Here is a 14,569-nt window from a genome sequence, read left to right as displayed (position 1 = left end):
TGGCCCCATGGAACGCAGCACGCCGCCGCCCGCCGTCTCGGCCGCCGCCCACCGGCGCGGGCTATTCGCGGACAACGAGCCCTTCAACACCGGCTGGCTGGCGGCCGACAGCGGCCACGAGATCTATTTCGAGGAGTGCGGAAAGCCCAACGGCAAGCCCTGCGTCATCCTGCACGGCGGCCCGGGCGGGGCGATCAATCCGACCATGCGGCGGTTCTTCGACCCGGCGAAGTGGCGCATGGCGCTGTTCGACCAGCGCGGCTGCGGCAAGAGCCGCCCCAACGCCAGCCTGGAGAACAACACCACCTGGAGCCTCATCGAGGACATCGAGCGGCTGCGCGAGCACCTGGGCATCGAAAGGTGGTGCGTGTTCGGCGGCTCTTGGGGCTCGACGCTGGCGCTGGCCTACGCGATCAAACATCCGGAGCGGGTGGAGAGCCTGGTGCTGCGCGGGGTCTTCCTGCTGACCGAGCGCGAGCTCGCCTGGTTCTACCAGGACGGCGCCTGCATGCTGTTCCCCGACGCGTGGCAACGGTTCTGCGCGCCGATCCCGCAAGCCGAGCGCGGCGACATGATCGGCGCCTACCACAAGCGCCTGACCCATCCCGACCGGCGGGTGCAGGCCGAGGCGGCCGCGGCCTGGAGCCAGTGGGAGGGCGACACCATCTCGATCCGCGGCCCTGAGGCCCGGCCGTCGAAGTTCAACGAGATCGACTTCGCCATCGCCTTCGCCCGTATCGAGTGCCACTTCTTCGCCAACCACGGCTTCTTCCCCGAGGAAGGCTGGATCCTCAACAAGGCCGCCGCGCTGAAGGACATCCCCGGCTGGATCGTGCAGGGCCGCTTTGACGTGGTGACCCCGATGGAGGCCGCCTGGAAGCTGAAGTCGGCCTGGCCCGGCGCGCGCTTCGAGGTGGTCTGGGACGCCGGCCACGCCTCCACCGAGCCCGGTATCGTCGACGCCCTGGTGCGCGCCACCGACCAGGCGTTCAGCGTCTAGCTGACCCGCCTTGCGCGCACGCGCGCGGCGGCGCAACGTGCCGCCGCATTCCGGGCTTGGGCCCGTGAAGGAGGGAGACTTTCCATGCGTCATTCGCTGTTCGCCGCCGTCGCGGTCGCAGGTATCATGGTCGCCAGCGCGGCCTCGGCCCAGATGGTCCACTACACCGCCAAGCTGGCCGGTACGGGCAGTGGGAGCGGCGACGTCTTCGCCATGCTCGACGGCAAGACCTTCAGCTACACCGTCAACTACAAAGGCTTGACGGGTCCGGCGGTCGCCGCCCACTTCCACGACGCCGCGACGCCCGGCGGCAACGGTCCGCCGATCGTTCCGGCCTCGAACGTCGGCACGAGCCCCATCAAGGGCACGGCGACGCTCACCGATTCTCAGATCGCCGACCTGAACGCCGGCAAGGTCTATTTCAACATCCACACCGCGGCCAACCCCGGCGGCGAAATCCGCGGGACCCTGGCCAAGCAATAGGATCGACGACGAGAAACTGAACACCTCCAAGGGTCAGGCGCGAGCCAGCGCCGCGCCGGACTCTTGGAGTTTTCAGACCCTCGGGCCGGATGGCGGCGGTTGTGCGGTCGAGGGCGCGGAGGCCGGGTGGACCGACGAATGGGCCGCCGCCTCGCGCTGCGTCTCGATTTTGGCCGCCAGCGAGAACCGCTTGCGCAGCTTCAGCGTGGGCTTCTCAACGACATGCCACGAAAACATGGCGAGCAAGGTGACTGGAATGAAGGTTAGGGCGAAATTCGCCCAGGCGATGTGTATCCCCGTCAGCTCGATGACGGTCTGCTGAACAGGGAAGCCGTAGAGGTAAACGCCGTAGCTGTAGTCGCCACGGTCGAAGATCGGCAGGCGCGGCAGCACCTGAAGACCCAACCAAACAATGAGATAGGTCAGCACCGGCGCGGCGGCCAGCAGGTACCATTTGCTGCCAACCAGCACGGCCCCGGATCCAAAAGCGGTCGAGGTGACGATAAAGGCTAGGGCGATCAGGGCCAGCCATCGACTGCTGGGGATCCTATGTCTCAGCAGATAGGCAAGGGAGCCCATCAGGAAGAAGACCACCAGCCGCGAATTGTCGACGATCTGATGTTTGCCGATAAACTCCATGTGGGATTCCTGTCCCACAAGGGACGCGAGCCAGACGAAGAACGCGCTCAGCGCCACGACCTGCCACCGCCGAGCGAGGCCCGTCGCGATCAAGACGGTCATGACCACGTAACAACCCAGCTCCGGCCGGATCGTCCACAGTGAACCGTTGACTGCCGTGATCGGGTGATCCTCGAACACGCCGGGCAGGAAGAAATGAATCTCGCCGACGATATTTAGCCAGTACTTCAGGGTTGCCGGGTTTGTCAGATAGTCCAGGACCGGCAAGGTGGTGAAGATTGTGCCGAAGATCAGTATGGACACCGCCGTATCCACGAACAGCGCCGGGACGATACGCAGCACGCGGCTCAACACGAATTGCCCCACCGGCAGGCGGAGCGCGCTGCCGGTTACCAGGAATCCGCTAAGAGCAAAGAAGGTGGGCACGATAGCATAAACAAACGCCCAGTATGGCTTATCCGCCGCCGATTCAGCGCTGCCCGAGGTGAGCGCGATCGAATGCCACGCGATCACGCTGAATGCGAGAAAAACGCGAAGAAAATCGAATCCGGGCCCAATGCCCTTATTGGCGTCGAGCTTCTGGCCAATTGTCAGCATGGAAAGCTCCGTTGCGGCGTAGCAGCCGATTCCTAATAGATCACCCCTTTACGGAACGCGAGCGCAGGGGATGAGCCGCGCGCTCACGAACCTTCGACCCAACGCGCGGGCCGTCTGGGATCGGCTGGAATTCTACAGCAGCGAGCCTTTACCGCTGGTGACTTCGGAATAGCGGTGGACGCGCACGGCCATGACCAAGCCGAAGCCCACCATCACCGTCAGCATCACCGTGCCGCCATAGCTGAGCAGCGGCATGGGCACGCCCACCACCGGCGCCAGGCCCATGACCATCGAGCCGTTGATCAGCACATAGAGGGCGAAGGTGGCCGTGACGCCCGCCGCCGCCAGCCGGCCGAAGTGGCTGTGGCTGAGGTAGGCGGTGCGCAGAGCCATGAAGATCACCGCCGCATAGAGCACCAGGATCGAGATGCAGCCCACGAAGCCGAACTCCTCGGCCAGGGTGGCGAAGATGAAGTCGGTCTGCTTCTCCGGCAGGAAGTTGAGCTGGCTTTGCGAGCCCAGGCCATAGCCCTTGCCCAGCAGGCCGCCGGACCCCAACGCGATCTGCGACTGCAGGATGTGATAGCCCGACCCGGACGGGTCGGCCTCCGGATTGAGGAAGGTGGTCAGGCGCTGCTTCTGGTAGCCGTGCAGGCCGAACATCACCACCACCGGGACCAGGAGGCCAGCGCCCAACACGCCCGCGGAAATGATCTTCCAGGAAAGGCCCGCCAGGATCACCACGATCGCGCCGGTCAAGAGCATCAGGATCGCCGTGCCCAGGTCCGGCTGCTTGGCCACCAGGGCCACGGGCGCCAGGATCAGGACCGCCGGAACCAGCAGCCACCAGGAGAGCTGGGCGCTCTTGCTCGATAGGCCGTGGTAGAAGCGCGCCAGCGCCAGCACCAAGCCGATCTTCATGATCTCCGACGGCTGGATGGTGATCGGTCCGGCCTGCAGCCACCGCTGGGCGCCCAGCGCATGGTGGCCCATCACCATCACCGCCAGCAGCAAGAGGAAGCCGATCCCGTAGATCGGATAGGCCAGCGCGAACCAGACCCTGAGGTCGATGAGGCTGAGCACGATCATGATGGCGAAGAACAGGGCGTAGCGCGCCAGGTGCGCCGCCGCCCAGGGGGTCCAGGACGAGCCCGCGATGGAGAACAGCATCACCGCCCCGGCGCCGGCGATCAGGCTGATGGTGACGCAGAAGATCCAGTCGATCTCGCCCAGCTTGACGATCAACCGGTCGCGCTCGCCGGGGCGTGTGAGGGCCGAGACGGTCATTCGGTGGTCTGCTGCGCGGCTTGCACCGCCGCGGCGGCGGGCGTCGGCGGATCGACCACGTCAGGATCGGTGTCGGGCGGCTTCACGTCCGGCAGCGGCAGGGGTTTTTCGATCTTCGCCCGGATCTCGGGATCCTTCAGCAGCGCGGTCCGCATGATCTCCCGGGCCCGCGGCGCCGCCGAGGTCGCGCCGAAGCCGCCGTGCTCCACCAAAACACTCATGGCGTAGCGGGGCTGATCCGTGGGGGCGAAGGCGATGAACCAGGAATGGTCGCGCAGCGCCCAGGCCCCGTTGCGGTCATGGACGCCGGTGCCTCCAGCGTAGCCGCGCGCCTGGGCGGTGCCGGTCTTGCCCGCCATGCGGATGCCGCCCAGGCCCAGGTCGCCGAAGGCGTGCCCGGTTCCGGTCGTGGTCACGGCGACCATGGCGTTGCGGATGAAGTCGATGTGCTCGCTGGCGAACGGCAGGTCGCCGAAGGCCGCGCCGGAGGGCTGCACGACGCCGCCCACCGAATGCACCAGCCGTGGGTGCAGCATCTTGCGCCCGTTGGCCAGGCGCGCGGCCTGCACGCACAGCTGCAGTGGGTTGAGGTGGGTGTAGCCCTGGCCGATGCCCATGCTGGGCGTCTCGCCGGCGTGCCACGTCGGGTCCTTGGGGAAGGCGCGGCGCTTGTAGGCGCTGTCGGGCACCAAGCCCGGCTTCTGGCCCGGGATGCCGATGTCGAAGACGTCTCCCAGGCCGAATTTGCGGGCGACGGCGGCGATCTTGTCCGGCCCGACGGCCAGCGCGCACTGGTAGAAATAGATGTCGCAGGAGGTGGCGATCCCACCCTTCAGGTCCTGGGCGCCGTGCGCCTCGTCGCAATGCCAAGGCCGACCGCCCCAGAACCAGACCTTGTTGCAGACGTGGACCGTGCGTGGGTCGTAGCCGTTCTCCAGCGCCGCCAGCGCCACCATGGTCTTGAAGGTCGAGCCCGGCGGATAGGTCGCCGTGAGCGCCTTGTTGAACAGCGGCTTGTGGTCGTACTGCGCCAGCTCCTTGTACTCGATCGCCGTCAGGCCGCGGACGAAGCGGTTGGCGTCGAAGCTGGGCCCCGAATACATGCACAGGATGTCGCCGGTCCGGCAGTCCATCATCACCGCCGCGCCGCTTTCGTCGCCGAACACCTCCATGGCGCGGTTCTGGACGTCGGCGTCGAGGGTGAGCACGATCTCCTTGCCGGGGACCGCCTTGATGTCCCCGGCGGGATCGGTGGCCACCTCGTGGCCGTTGGCGTCGACCTCCACCTTCTGCGCGCCCGGCTTGCCGCGCAGGTCGAGGTCGAAGGCCTGCTCGACACCCTGGCGGCCGATGCGGAAGCCGGGGTTCAGGAGGATCGGGTCGGCGTTCGGCCCGGTGTCGGTGAGGTCGGACTTGTTGACCTTGGCCACGTAGCCGATCACGTGGGCGAAAGACCCGCCGTAAGGATATACACGCACCTCGCCCATGTCGGCGGTGACGCCGGGCAGCTCGGGGGCGCGGATGTTGATCGCGCTGAACTGCTCCCAGCTCATGTCCTCCATGATCTGCACCGGCGACTTGCGGGGCGCGTTGGAGATCTCGCGCAGCAGCCGCGCCTGGCGGCCGTCGTCCATGGGTACGAACTCGGCCAGGGTCTTCAGCGTCTCGGCGGGGTCGATGCCCTTATCCTTGGCCACCATCAGCCGGAAGTTCGGGCGGTTGGAGGCCAGCACCACGCCGTTGCGGTCGACGATCAGGCCGCGCGGCGGCGGGGTCAGCTTGAAGTTGAACTGGTTGTTGGCCGAGAGCTTCGTGTAGCGCTGGGTCTCGATCAGCTGCAGGTGGGCGAGCTGACCGCCCAGCGCCAGCAGGCCCACGCCCGCGAAGCCGCCCAGCAGGAAGGCGCGCCGGTGGAACGTGCCCTGCCGCTCATTGACCTCGGCGAAGAAGATGGACGGCTCAGCCATCCGACAGCCCCTTAGCGGAATCGCACATCGGCGTCCTCGAAGAGGTCGATGAGCCGCTGTGCGAACGGATAAAGCACGATTGTGGCGAGGAATTGCCAGGCCATCGGGACCAGTCCCGGCGAGGCGCGCGAGTCAAGCATCACGAAGAGGTAGCCCGCGCCCATGGCGATGGCCGTGGCCAGGGCGTACCAGGCCCACAGGATCAGCCGGTTCTGGCCGGCCATCATGCTGCGCCCGGTGAAGGCGACGCCATAGGCGATCAGCAGGCAGAGCGCCCACAGCCCCAGCGGCCCGCCCCAGAAGATGTCGAGCAAGAGGCCCAGGACCAGAATCGCGAAGGGCGCCAGGATCGAAGGCCGGATCACCGCCCAGGCGAAGGCCAGCACCATGGGGAAAACAGGCTCCGGCAGCTGCAGGCCGAAGGCGCGCAAGGGGATGCCGAACAGCACCGTGGCCGCGAGCGCCTGCAGCATGGGCACGCCCAGCCAGCGCCAGGGCTCCAGCCCGCGCATGCCGCGCGAGCCGCTCATGGGGTGGCTCCGGCGGCGGGCGGCGGCGCCTTGGGCTTCGGCTTGGCCTGCGGAGCGGCGGGTTTCCCATCAGGCTTGGCCGTGGCGGGCTTGGCGGGGGAAGCGGCCGCCGGCTTGGGCGTGGGCGCGATCGATTTGGCGATGGCCGCGCCGATGACGTCGGGCTTGGGCGTAGCTGACGCCGGCGTTGTGGGCGGCTGAACGGGCTTGGCGGGCGCGGTCTCCACCGCCGCCCCGCCCGGCGTTGGCGGCGGGGTTGGCGTCTCGGCCAGCTCCTTGGTGTTCACCAGCTGGGTGAAGTCCTGGAACAGCAGGATGCGCACGAAGTCGATCGGCGCGCGGTCCGAGGCCAGCACCACCCGCCAGCGGCCGTCCAGGCCCTTCACCGCCACGCCCACCGGCAGCCCGCGCGGCACCACGCCGCCGTCGCCGGAGGTCAAGAGCTGGTCGCCCTCGCGGATCGGATCGTGGCCGCGCAGGTAGTCGAGCCTGGGGTTCGGCCCGCCGTCGCCGGTCAGGATGGCCCGCGCATTGGTGCGCACGATCATCACCGGGGTGCGCGAGGCGATGTCGGTCAGCAGCAGCACGCGGCTCGCGCCGTCGGTGACGCCGATCACCCGGCCGACCAGGCCGTTCTCGCTCATCACCGGATTGCCGACCTTCACCCCATGCTCGCGGCCGGTGTTGGCGAGGCGCGTGTCGGCGAAGGGACCGCGGCTGTCGGTGACGATACGCGCCGCCACCATCGGGATCGGCGGGTCGGTCTTCAGGCCCAGGAGGGTGCGGTAGCGGGCGTTCTCGGTGCGCAGCGCGATGGCCACGTCGCGCCACTGGCGCATTTCCTTGAGCTCGGCCTTCAGCTCGCGGTTCTCGGACGCCGCGCCGAAGTAGTCGCGGACCGAGTCGACGCCGGCGCCGGTCCAGCGGCCTGGCGCGGCCAGCACGTCGCCCACCGGCGCCAGGACCGTGTCGCTGGCCCTGCGGGTCGCGCCATAGGCCTCGGCCTTGAAGGTCTCGCGCCGGTCGGACAGCAGGATGGCGCTGGCCGCCACCACGGCGACGATCAGCGCGATTGCGGCCCCCCAGGCGAGAGGGACCTTCAGTTCACCAAGCGGATTGTCCCTTAAGGACACTCAGGGCCTCGTTCCAGCGGCGCCCCCGCGCCCGCACCACGCGCAGCGACTCAAGCCGCCTTAAGCTAGCGTGGATTCGAGAACGCCCTTCATCCATTTCGGATGTTCGAGCACCTTGCCGCAGCCCAGGGCCACGCAGCTCAGCGGATCGTCGGCCACGGTGACCGGCAGGCCGGTGTGGTCGCGGATCTCGGCGTCCAGGCCGCGCAGCAGGGCGCCGCCGCCGGTCAGCATGATGCCCTTGTCGGCGATGTCGGAGGCGAGCTCCGGCGGGGTGGCTTCCAGGGCCATCTTCACCGCGTCGACGATCTGGCCGACCGGCTCCGACAGAGCGTCGGAGGCCTGCTTTTCCGAGATACGGACTTCCCGCGGCACGCCCTGCATCAGGTCACGGCCCTTGACCTCGATGGAGAGGCCCTCGCCGTCGGCGGGAGCCCGGGCGGTGCCGATCTCCTTCTTGATCCGCTCGGCGGTGGTCTCGCCGATCAGCAGGTTATGGTTGCGGCGCATGTAAGAGATGATCGCTTCGTCCATCTTGTCGCCGCCGACCCGCACCGAGCGCGAATAGACGATGCCCGACAGCGACAGCACGGCAACCTCGGTGGTGCCGCCGCCGATGTCGACGACCATCGAGCCGGTGGGCTCGTGGATCGGCAGGCCCGCCCCGATGGCCGCGGCCATGGGCTCGTCGATCAGGCCGACGCGGCGTCCGCCGGCGTTCAGGCAGCTGTCGTTGATCGCCCGGCGCTCCACGGCGGTGGCGCCCGACGGCACGCAGACGATGACCTTGGGGTTCACGAAGCCCTTGCGGTTGTGAACCTTGCGGATGAAGTACTTGATCATCTCCTCGGCGACTTCGAAGTCGGCGATGACCCCGTCGCGCATCGGGCGGATGGCTTCCATGTGGCCGGGCGTGCGGCCCAGCATCTGCTTGGCCTCTATGCCGACGGCGTGGACGACCTTGCGGCCGCCGACGTTGCGCAGCGCCACCACGGAGGGTTCGTTCAGCACGATGCCCTTGCCCTTCATGTAGATCAGGGTGTTGGCGGTGCCGAGGTCGATGGCGATGTCGTTGGATATGGCGCCGAAGAGCGAGGAAATCATCGAGAGGCCGTGGGGACTGGGAGGCGAAAGGGGCGGCCCGGCGATCCAAACGGTCCGTCTACGCCCTAGATGGCGCGGACTCGTCACGATCTACCGGAAGATCAAGCACCTCTGCCCTGCCCCATGCTCGAATTCAAGGCATAAAGAGCGTCACGCGCCGCAGAGCCGCGCGGGAGTTGCGGTGAGGCTTGCGCCGCGCGAGCCGAGACATCTGTCCTGGCGGCGGCCCATCGCCGTGCCTATCTGCCGGTCTCCCCAAGTCGCCGACTTCGATGGAGCTCCACCATGACCGCCAGTCCTTCCGCCGCCGGGTCCGGCACGTTCAAGATCGGCGGCGACTTAGCCGTCCACCGCCTGGGCTTCGGCGCCATGCGCATCACCGGCAAGGGCATCTGGGGCGAGCCCGAGGACCGCGACGAGGCGATCCGCACGCTCAAGCGCCTGCCCGACCTGGGCGTCACCTTCATCGACACCGCCGACAGCTACGGCCCCTTCGTCAGCGAGGACCTGATCGCCGAGGCGCTGCACCCCTACGGCGACATCCTGGTGGCGACCAAGGGCGGCCTCACCCGCCACGGGCCGAACATCTGGATGCCGGTCGGTCGGCCGGAATACTTGCGCCAGTGTGTGCTGATGAGCCTGCGCCGCCTGAAGGTGGAGCAGATCGGCCTGTGGCAACTGCACCGCATCGACCCGAAGGTGCCGCGCGAGGAGCAGTTCGGCGTCATCGCCGACATGCTGAAGGAAGGTCTGATCAAGCACGCGGGCCTCAGCGAGGTCAGCGTCGAGGAGATCGAAGCAGCGCAGAAGGTGTTCCCGGTCGCCACCGTGCAGAACCGCTACAACCTGATCGACCGCGGCAGCGAGGCGGTGCTCGACCACTGCACGGCCAAGAACATCGGCTTCATCCCCTGGTTCCCGTTGGCGGCGGGCGACCTGGCCAAGCCCGGCACCACCCTCGACAAGATCGTCCACAAGGCCAACGCCACGCCTAGCCAGGTGGCGCTTGCCTGGGTGCTGAAGCGCAGCCCGGTGATGCTGCCGATCCCCGGCACCGGCAAGGTCGACCACCTGGAAGACAACGTCGCCGCCGCCGGCATCGAGCTCACCGACGAGGACTTCCGCGCCCTGGACGCCCAAGCTCGCGAGACAGTCTAGCCCGCGAAAACGCCTAGCTCGCGGCCCGCAGCGCCTGGGCGACCTGGGCGTCGCTGCGGCTGAGCAGCAGGACGCCCACCAGGGCCAGGACGGCCGGGATCAGCGCCCAGCCGAACTGGCCCGCGGCGATCATGCCGGTCGCGACGGCGATGACGATGCCGAGCAAGAGCTCCATCAGGGTGACGAACCAGGACGCCTGGCGCGCCCGGCGGAAGTCGCTGCGCTTGGCTGGCCGCTGCCACCAGACGTTCAGGGCTGCGGTCATGCCCATGGAGCCCGCGCACCCGAGGGCCGCGGCGACGCCCGGCAAAGGCGCCATGACGGTCAGCGGAACCAGCAGCGGGACCAGCAGGATGGCGACCGGCAGGATGGCGGCGAGGAGCTTGGCCTGCCGCAGGGTCCGTGTGGGCGTCGGCGCGCAGCTCAGGAGGTCCGGCGCGTCCTCGGCCGAGATGGTGATCCAGGCCAGGCTGCCGGTGATCTGGCCGGCGATCAGGCTGAGCGCGCCGGCCCCGCCCGGCAGGGCGAGCGCCTGGGCGGTCCCGGCCTGGCGGAGGATCACGATGCCCAGGGGGATGATGTAGAGCACCCGCAGCAGCACCTGGGAGATCAGCGCCGGGTCGCGGGCGATCAGCCGCATCTCCTTGGTGAAGGTGGCGCGGAAGGCGCTGGCGGAGAACCGCGCCCGGCCGGCCGCCCGCGCGCGTCCGCCGCCAGTTCCAACCCCGGCCGCCGCGGCGGCATCCGCGGCGAAGCGCGCGCCCAGGAGTTGGTTGGCGAGCAGGAAAACGCCCACGCCTACAGCGATCACGCCCAGCAACGGCAAGGGCTGGCCCAGCATGGCCCGCAGCGGCCAGTCGAGGCCGGGCGGCGCGTGGAAGCTCGGGTCGGCGATCCGCTTGGCGATTACCGCCCAGATGCTGCCGGCCTGCTGGCGGCCCAGGATGTTGTAGGCTTGACCCAGCAGGAAGGCCGCCGCCCCGGTGACCGCCGCCAGGACCTGGCCGAGCGTGCGCGTGCGGCGCGGCCCGATCAGGCGGAAGAGGCCGGACGCGATCATCAGGCCCGCGCCCGTGGCGGCGAGCGAGACGGAGAACAGCACCGGCTCGAGCGCCAGCCAGGCGGGGTGGCCGGTCACCGCGATGGGCAGGAGGACCGGCGTGGTGATCAGGCCGACCAGGGTGAAGACGTTCACGGCCACCGCCAGGAACCGCACGGTCAGCACCCGCCGGGGCTTGAGCGGCGAGGAGAACAAGAGGTCGAGGTCGGCCCGCTCATAGAGGGCGTCCACCGCGGCGCTGAGGGTCTGGGACAGCATCAGCGTGAAGAGCGCGACGGCGATCACCGCGGCGATGGCCACCGAGATCGGACTGACCGAGATCTGCACGCGCCGCAGGGCGAAGCTCAGCGGCAGGCCGGCGGTGACCAGCAGGATCAGCGGCAGGATGGCCGACAGCCAGAGGGTCCGGAACCGCCCGCGCCCGCGGCCGCGCCGCTCGGTCAGGCCGCGCCAGGACAGGCGCAGCTCATGGCGCATCAGCCAGAGCGTCGAACCGGGTGCGAACATCAGGCCTCGGCGCCCGTGAGTTCCAGGAACAGGTCCTCCAGCGTGGCCTGGCCCTCGCCGGTGCGGGCGCGCAGCTCGTCCATGGTGCCCTCGGCGGCCAGCCGGCCGTTCTGGATGATGCCGATGCGGTCGGCCATCCGCTCGGCCACTTCCAGGATGTGGGTAGTGAGGATCACCGTCGCCCCAGCCTTCACCCGGGCCTGCAGCAGGTCCTTGACCTGGCGCGCCACGGCGGCGTCGAGGCCGGTCAGCGGCTCGTCGAGGATCAGGAGCTGCGGGTCATGGATCAGGGCGCCGGCCAGCGCCGTCTTCTGCTTCATGCCGCGGGAGAAGCCCTCGCAGCGTTCGCCGCGGTTCTCCCAGAGGCCGAGCCACTTCAGCAACTCCTCGGCCTTGGCCTGGGCCTGGGCCGGCGCGACGCCCCAGAGGCCCGCGACGAACTCCAGATACTCCAGCGGCGTCAGGCGGTCGTAGAGCATCGGCTCGTCCGGCGCCCAGGCGATGATCTGCTTGGCCGCGGCGGGATCGGCCAGGACGTCGCGGCCGAAGACGCCGATCTGGCCGGCGTTGGGCTTCAGGAGGCCCGCCACTATGCGCAGGGTCGTGGTCTTACCCGCCCCGTTGGGGCCCAGGAGCGCGTAGAGCTCACCGGCGCGGACAGTGAGCGAAAGGTCGTCCACGGCGACCTTGCCGCCGAAGGTCTTGGACAGGCCCCGGATCGAAAGCGCGTCGGTCACTGGAACTCCCCCAACCGGAGCGTCCGACTATGTCCGAACCGCCCCACGCCGGATAGTCGCCGCCGGCCGCGCGGGCGGATGCGTCAGCCGAGCGCGGTCACAACGACGCCGACCGCCGCCAGGGCGCCGCCGGCCAGCTGGCGGGGCGACAGCCGCTCGCGGAACAGCCGCCGCCCCGCCACCGCGGCGATTGGCGCCTCGATCACCCCCACCGCGCGGACCGGCCCCGCCGGCGCCAGCGCCAGGGCCCCGAACCAGCAGGCCGAGGCCGCCGCGCCGAAGAACCCCGCGCCCAGGGACGGCCGCCAGGACCGCGCCACGGCCAGGAGGGACGCCGGCCGCAACACGGCGAGCGCGGCCAGCAGGATCGCCGTCTGGATCGCCTGGGCGACGCAGACCGAGGCGGTGGCGGAATAGATCGGATGGTGCGGCTCCAGCGCCCGGCCCGCCTGGCGAACGGCGTTCAGCGCCACCGCGAAGGCCGCGCCCGAGGCCAGACCCAGGAGGCTGCCGAAGCCCGCGCCCTCAAGCTGGTCGCGGCGCGGCCAGGAGAGTATCCCCAGGCCGACGGTGGTGGCCGCGATGCCGGCCCAGGCGTGGGTCCCGATCCGGTCGCCCAGCGCCAGCCAGCCGAACACCGCCGACAGCGGCAGGGACGACTGCTGCATCACCGTCGCCACCGCGAACCCTGCCCGGCGCATGGCCACCAGCAGGGCCGCGGTCGCGCCGACCTGCGACAGCGCGCCGATCACCACCGCCACGAGGTAGCCGGCGCTGAAATGCGGGGCCGCGCCGGGCGTCGCCAGCGCCACCGCCGCGAAGATCGCCAGCGAGAACGGCAGGCCGAACAGGAAGCGCACCAGGGTCGCGCCCCACGGCCCCGCATCGCCCACCAGCCCCCGCTGCAGGGCGTTGCGCGCGACCTGCAGCGGCGCGGCCGCGGCGGTCAGGAGGATCCAGAGCATTCCGCAAAATCCGTCATCCCGGCCAACGGAGCGGCGAAGCCGCGCAGGCCGAGCCGGGACCCAGCCGCATCCCCGATCGAGGACGCGCGCCAGGCGCCGAGCCTATGGGCCCCGGTCTTCGCCCGCGGCGAAACCGGGATGACACTGCTTATTGGAGCTAGAACCCTGACGCGATCGCCCCGGGGTCGGTCTTCTCCTTGCGCGCGGCGAGGTTGTTGAGCGCGTTGATGTAGGCCTTGGCCGAGGCGGTGAGCGTGTCGGTGTCGGCGGCCTGGCCGGTGGCGATGCGGCCGTCTTCCTCGAGCCTCACCGAGACCTGGGCCTGGGCGTCGGTGCCCTCGGTCACCGCATGCACCTGGAAGAGGCGCAGGATCGCCTCGTGCGGCGCGACCTTGTGGATCGCGTTGAAAACCGCGTCGACCGGCCCGTCGCCGGTGGCGTTGGCCGAGGTCTCCGCGCCGTCGATGGTGACGGTCAGGAAGGCCTCCTGCGGCCCCTCGGTGCCGGCGATCACCCGCAGGGTCTTCACCTGGATGCGGTCCGCGCCCGAGGCCAGGGCGTCGTCGACCAGGGCCACGATGTCGTCGTCAAAGACGTGCTTCTTCTTGTCGGCTAGGTCCTTGAAGCGTTGGAAGGCCTCGTTCAGCGCGTTCTGGCCCAGCTCGTAGCCCAGGGTGCGCAGCTTCTCGCGGAAGCCCGCGCGGCCGGCGTGCTTGCCCATGACCAGGTTGGACGCGCCCTGCCCGACCGTCTCGGGGCTCATGATCTCGTAGGTGCCGCGGTCCTTCAGCATCCCGTCCTGGTGGATGCCGCTCTCGTGGGCGAAGGCGTTCTTGCCGACGATGGCCTTGTTGAACTGCACCGGGAAGCCGGTGATCGCCGAGACATAGCGGCTGGCGCGGGTGATGTGCTGGGTCTCGACGCCAGTGAAGTAGGGCAGCTGGTCGCCGCGCACCTTCAGCGCCATGACGATCTCTTCGAGCGCCGCGTTGCCGGCGCGCTCGCCGATGCCGTTGATGGCCACCTCGACCTGCCGCGCGCCGCCCTGGACGCCGGCCAGCGAGTTGGCCACGGCCAGGCCCAGGTCGTTGTGGCAGTGGGTCGACAGGATGACCTTATCGGCGCCGTCGACGTTCTCGAGTATGTCGCGGAACATCTCGGCGTATTCGCTGGGGTAGCTGTAGCCCACGGTGTCCGGCAGGTTGATCGTCCCGGCGCCGGCCTTGATCGCCGCCTCGACGCAGCGCCGCAGGAAATCCTGCTCGGTCCGCGTCGCATCCTGGGCCGACCATTCGACATCGCCGCAGAGGTTGCGCGCATGGCTCACCGACTTGGTGATCATCTCCAGGATGTCCTCCTGCGAGGCGTGCAGAATGTGATCGCGGTGGCTGGGGCTGGTGGA

The 14,569-nt window shown here is 69.2% G+C and carries 13 protein-coding genes; 3 read left to right on the top strand and 10 right to left on the bottom strand.

The genetic code is table 11. The features are described 5' to 3' along the window. The first annotated feature begins 7 nt into the window (after positions 1-7). A complete protein-coding gene (gene pip / locus E8A49_RS05565) occupies positions 8-1,000 on the top strand; it encodes a prolyl aminopeptidase (protein ID WP_293377340.1) in 993 nt (330 codons plus the stop codon). Between the two features lie 84 nt (positions 1,001-1,084). After that, the gene (locus tag E8A49_RS05560; RefSeq protein WP_293377337.1) at positions 1,085-1,483 is read left to right on the top strand and encodes a CHRD domain-containing protein; all 399 of its coding nucleotides are present in this window, start codon (positions 1,085-1,087) and stop codon (positions 1,481-1,483) included. Positions 1,484-1,555: 72 nt separating this feature from the next. On the opposite strand, the gene E8A49_RS05555 is transcribed toward E8A49_RS05560, so the two are convergent. The 6 genes from E8A49_RS05555 to E8A49_RS05530 form a co-directional block, all read right to left on the bottom strand. Beyond that, positions 1,556-2,719, bottom strand: coding sequence for an acyltransferase (locus E8A49_RS05555; protein WP_293377334.1), 1,164 nt, complete (start codon positions 2,717-2,719; stop codon positions 1,556-1,558). A gap of 132 nt (positions 2,720-2,851) precedes the next feature. Continuing rightward, positions 2,852-4,006, bottom strand: a complete 1,155-nt coding sequence (gene rodA / locus E8A49_RS05550; RefSeq protein ID WP_293377331.1) for a rod shape-determining protein RodA — start codon at positions 4,004-4,006, stop codon at positions 2,852-2,854. Continuing rightward, the gene (mrdA, locus tag E8A49_RS05545; protein WP_293377328.1) at positions 4,003-5,973 is read right to left on the bottom strand and encodes a penicillin-binding protein 2; all 1,971 of its coding nucleotides are present in this window, start codon (positions 5,971-5,973) and stop codon (positions 4,003-4,005) included. Before mrdA ends, rodA begins: the two co-directional genes overlap by 4 nt. An 11-nt stretch (positions 5,974-5,984) precedes the next feature. Then, a complete protein-coding gene (locus E8A49_RS05540; protein WP_293377325.1) occupies positions 5,985-6,503 on the bottom strand; it encodes a hypothetical protein in 519 nt (172 codons plus the stop codon). Next, a complete protein-coding gene (mreC, locus tag E8A49_RS05535; protein ID WP_293377322.1) occupies positions 6,500-7,636 on the bottom strand; it encodes a rod shape-determining protein MreC in 1,137 nt (378 codons plus the stop codon). Before mreC ends, E8A49_RS05540 begins: the two co-directional genes overlap by 4 nt. A 60-nt stretch (positions 7,637-7,696) precedes the next feature. After that, a complete protein-coding gene (locus E8A49_RS05530; RefSeq protein WP_012522835.1) occupies positions 7,697-8,740 on the bottom strand; it encodes a rod shape-determining protein in 1,044 nt (347 codons plus the stop codon). Between the two features lie 285 nt (positions 8,741-9,025). On the opposite strand from E8A49_RS05530, the gene E8A49_RS05525 reads away from it, so the two are divergent. After that, a complete protein-coding gene (locus tag E8A49_RS05525) occupies positions 9,026-9,898 on the top strand; it encodes an aldo/keto reductase (RefSeq protein WP_293377319.1) in 873 nt (290 codons plus the stop codon). Between the two features lie 13 nt (positions 9,899-9,911). On the opposite strand, the gene E8A49_RS05520 is transcribed toward E8A49_RS05525, so the two are convergent. The 4 genes from E8A49_RS05520 to E8A49_RS05505 form a co-directional block, all read right to left on the bottom strand. Next, positions 9,912-11,465 carry a hypothetical protein gene (locus E8A49_RS05520; protein ID WP_293377316.1) on the bottom strand — a complete coding sequence of 518 codons (1,554 nt, stop codon included), beginning with the start codon at positions 11,463-11,465 and terminating at the stop codon, positions 9,912-9,914. Next, positions 11,465-12,202, bottom strand: a complete 738-nt coding sequence (locus E8A49_RS05515; protein ID WP_293377313.1) for an ABC transporter ATP-binding protein — start codon at positions 12,200-12,202, stop codon at positions 11,465-11,467. The genes E8A49_RS05520 and E8A49_RS05515 overlap by 1 nt, the downstream gene beginning before the upstream one ends. 83 nt (positions 12,203-12,285) lie before the next feature. Then, complete coding sequence (locus E8A49_RS05510; protein ID WP_293377310.1) at positions 12,286-13,167, bottom strand: DMT family transporter; 882 nt, start codon at positions 13,165-13,167, stop codon at positions 12,286-12,288. A gap of 157 nt (positions 13,168-13,324) precedes the next feature. Continuing rightward, positions 13,325-14,569 (bottom strand): 2-isopropylmalate synthase (locus tag E8A49_RS05505; RefSeq protein WP_293377307.1); only part of this gene is annotated, 1,245 nt, incomplete at its 5' end.

Origin of the sequence: Phenylobacterium sp. (genome assembly GCF_004799515.1) — a bacterium.
Lineage (GTDB): Bacteria > Pseudomonadota > Alphaproteobacteria > Caulobacterales > Caulobacteraceae > Phenylobacterium.
The sequence above is the reverse complement of the archived record's forward strand: the minus strand, read 5'-3'. Positions and strand labels throughout refer to the sequence as shown.

What these genes read in the sequence shown, in the direction of transcription:
- pip (WP_293377340.1), top strand. Translation starts at nt 8, where the DNA reads ATGGAACGCAGCACGCCGCCGCCCGCCGTCTCGGCCGCCGCCCACCGG.
- E8A49_RS05560 (WP_293377337.1), top strand. Translation starts at nt 1,085, where the DNA reads ATGCGTCATTCGCTGTTCGCCGCCGTCGCGGTCGCAGGTATCATGGTC.
- E8A49_RS05555 (WP_293377334.1), bottom strand. Translation starts at nt 2,719, where the DNA reads ATGCTGACAATTGGCCAGAAGCTCGACGCCAATAAGGGCATTGGGCCC.
- rodA (WP_293377331.1), bottom strand. Translation starts at nt 4,006, where the DNA reads ATGACCGTCTCGGCCCTCACACGCCCCGGCGAGCGCGACCGGTTGATC.
- mrdA (WP_293377328.1), bottom strand. Translation starts at nt 5,973, where the DNA reads ATGGCTGAGCCGTCCATCTTCTTCGCCGAGGTCAATGAGCGGCAGGGC.
- E8A49_RS05540 (WP_293377325.1), bottom strand. Translation starts at nt 6,503, where the DNA reads ATGAGCGGCTCGCGCGGCATGCGCGGGCTGGAGCCCTGGCGCTGGCTG.
- E8A49_RS05530 (WP_012522835.1), bottom strand. Translation starts at nt 8,740, where the DNA reads ATGATTTCCTCGCTCTTCGGCGCCATATCCAACGACATCGCCATCGAC.
- E8A49_RS05525 (WP_293377319.1), top strand. Translation starts at nt 9,026, where the DNA reads ATGACCGCCAGTCCTTCCGCCGCCGGGTCCGGCACGTTCAAGATCGGC.
- E8A49_RS05520 (WP_293377316.1), bottom strand. Translation starts at nt 11,465, where the DNA reads ATGTTCGCACCCGGTTCGACGCTCTGGCTGATGCGCCATGAGCTGCGC.
- E8A49_RS05510 (WP_293377310.1), bottom strand. Translation starts at nt 13,167, where the DNA reads ATGCTCTGGATCCTCCTGACCGCCGCGGCCGCGCCGCTGCAGGTCGCG.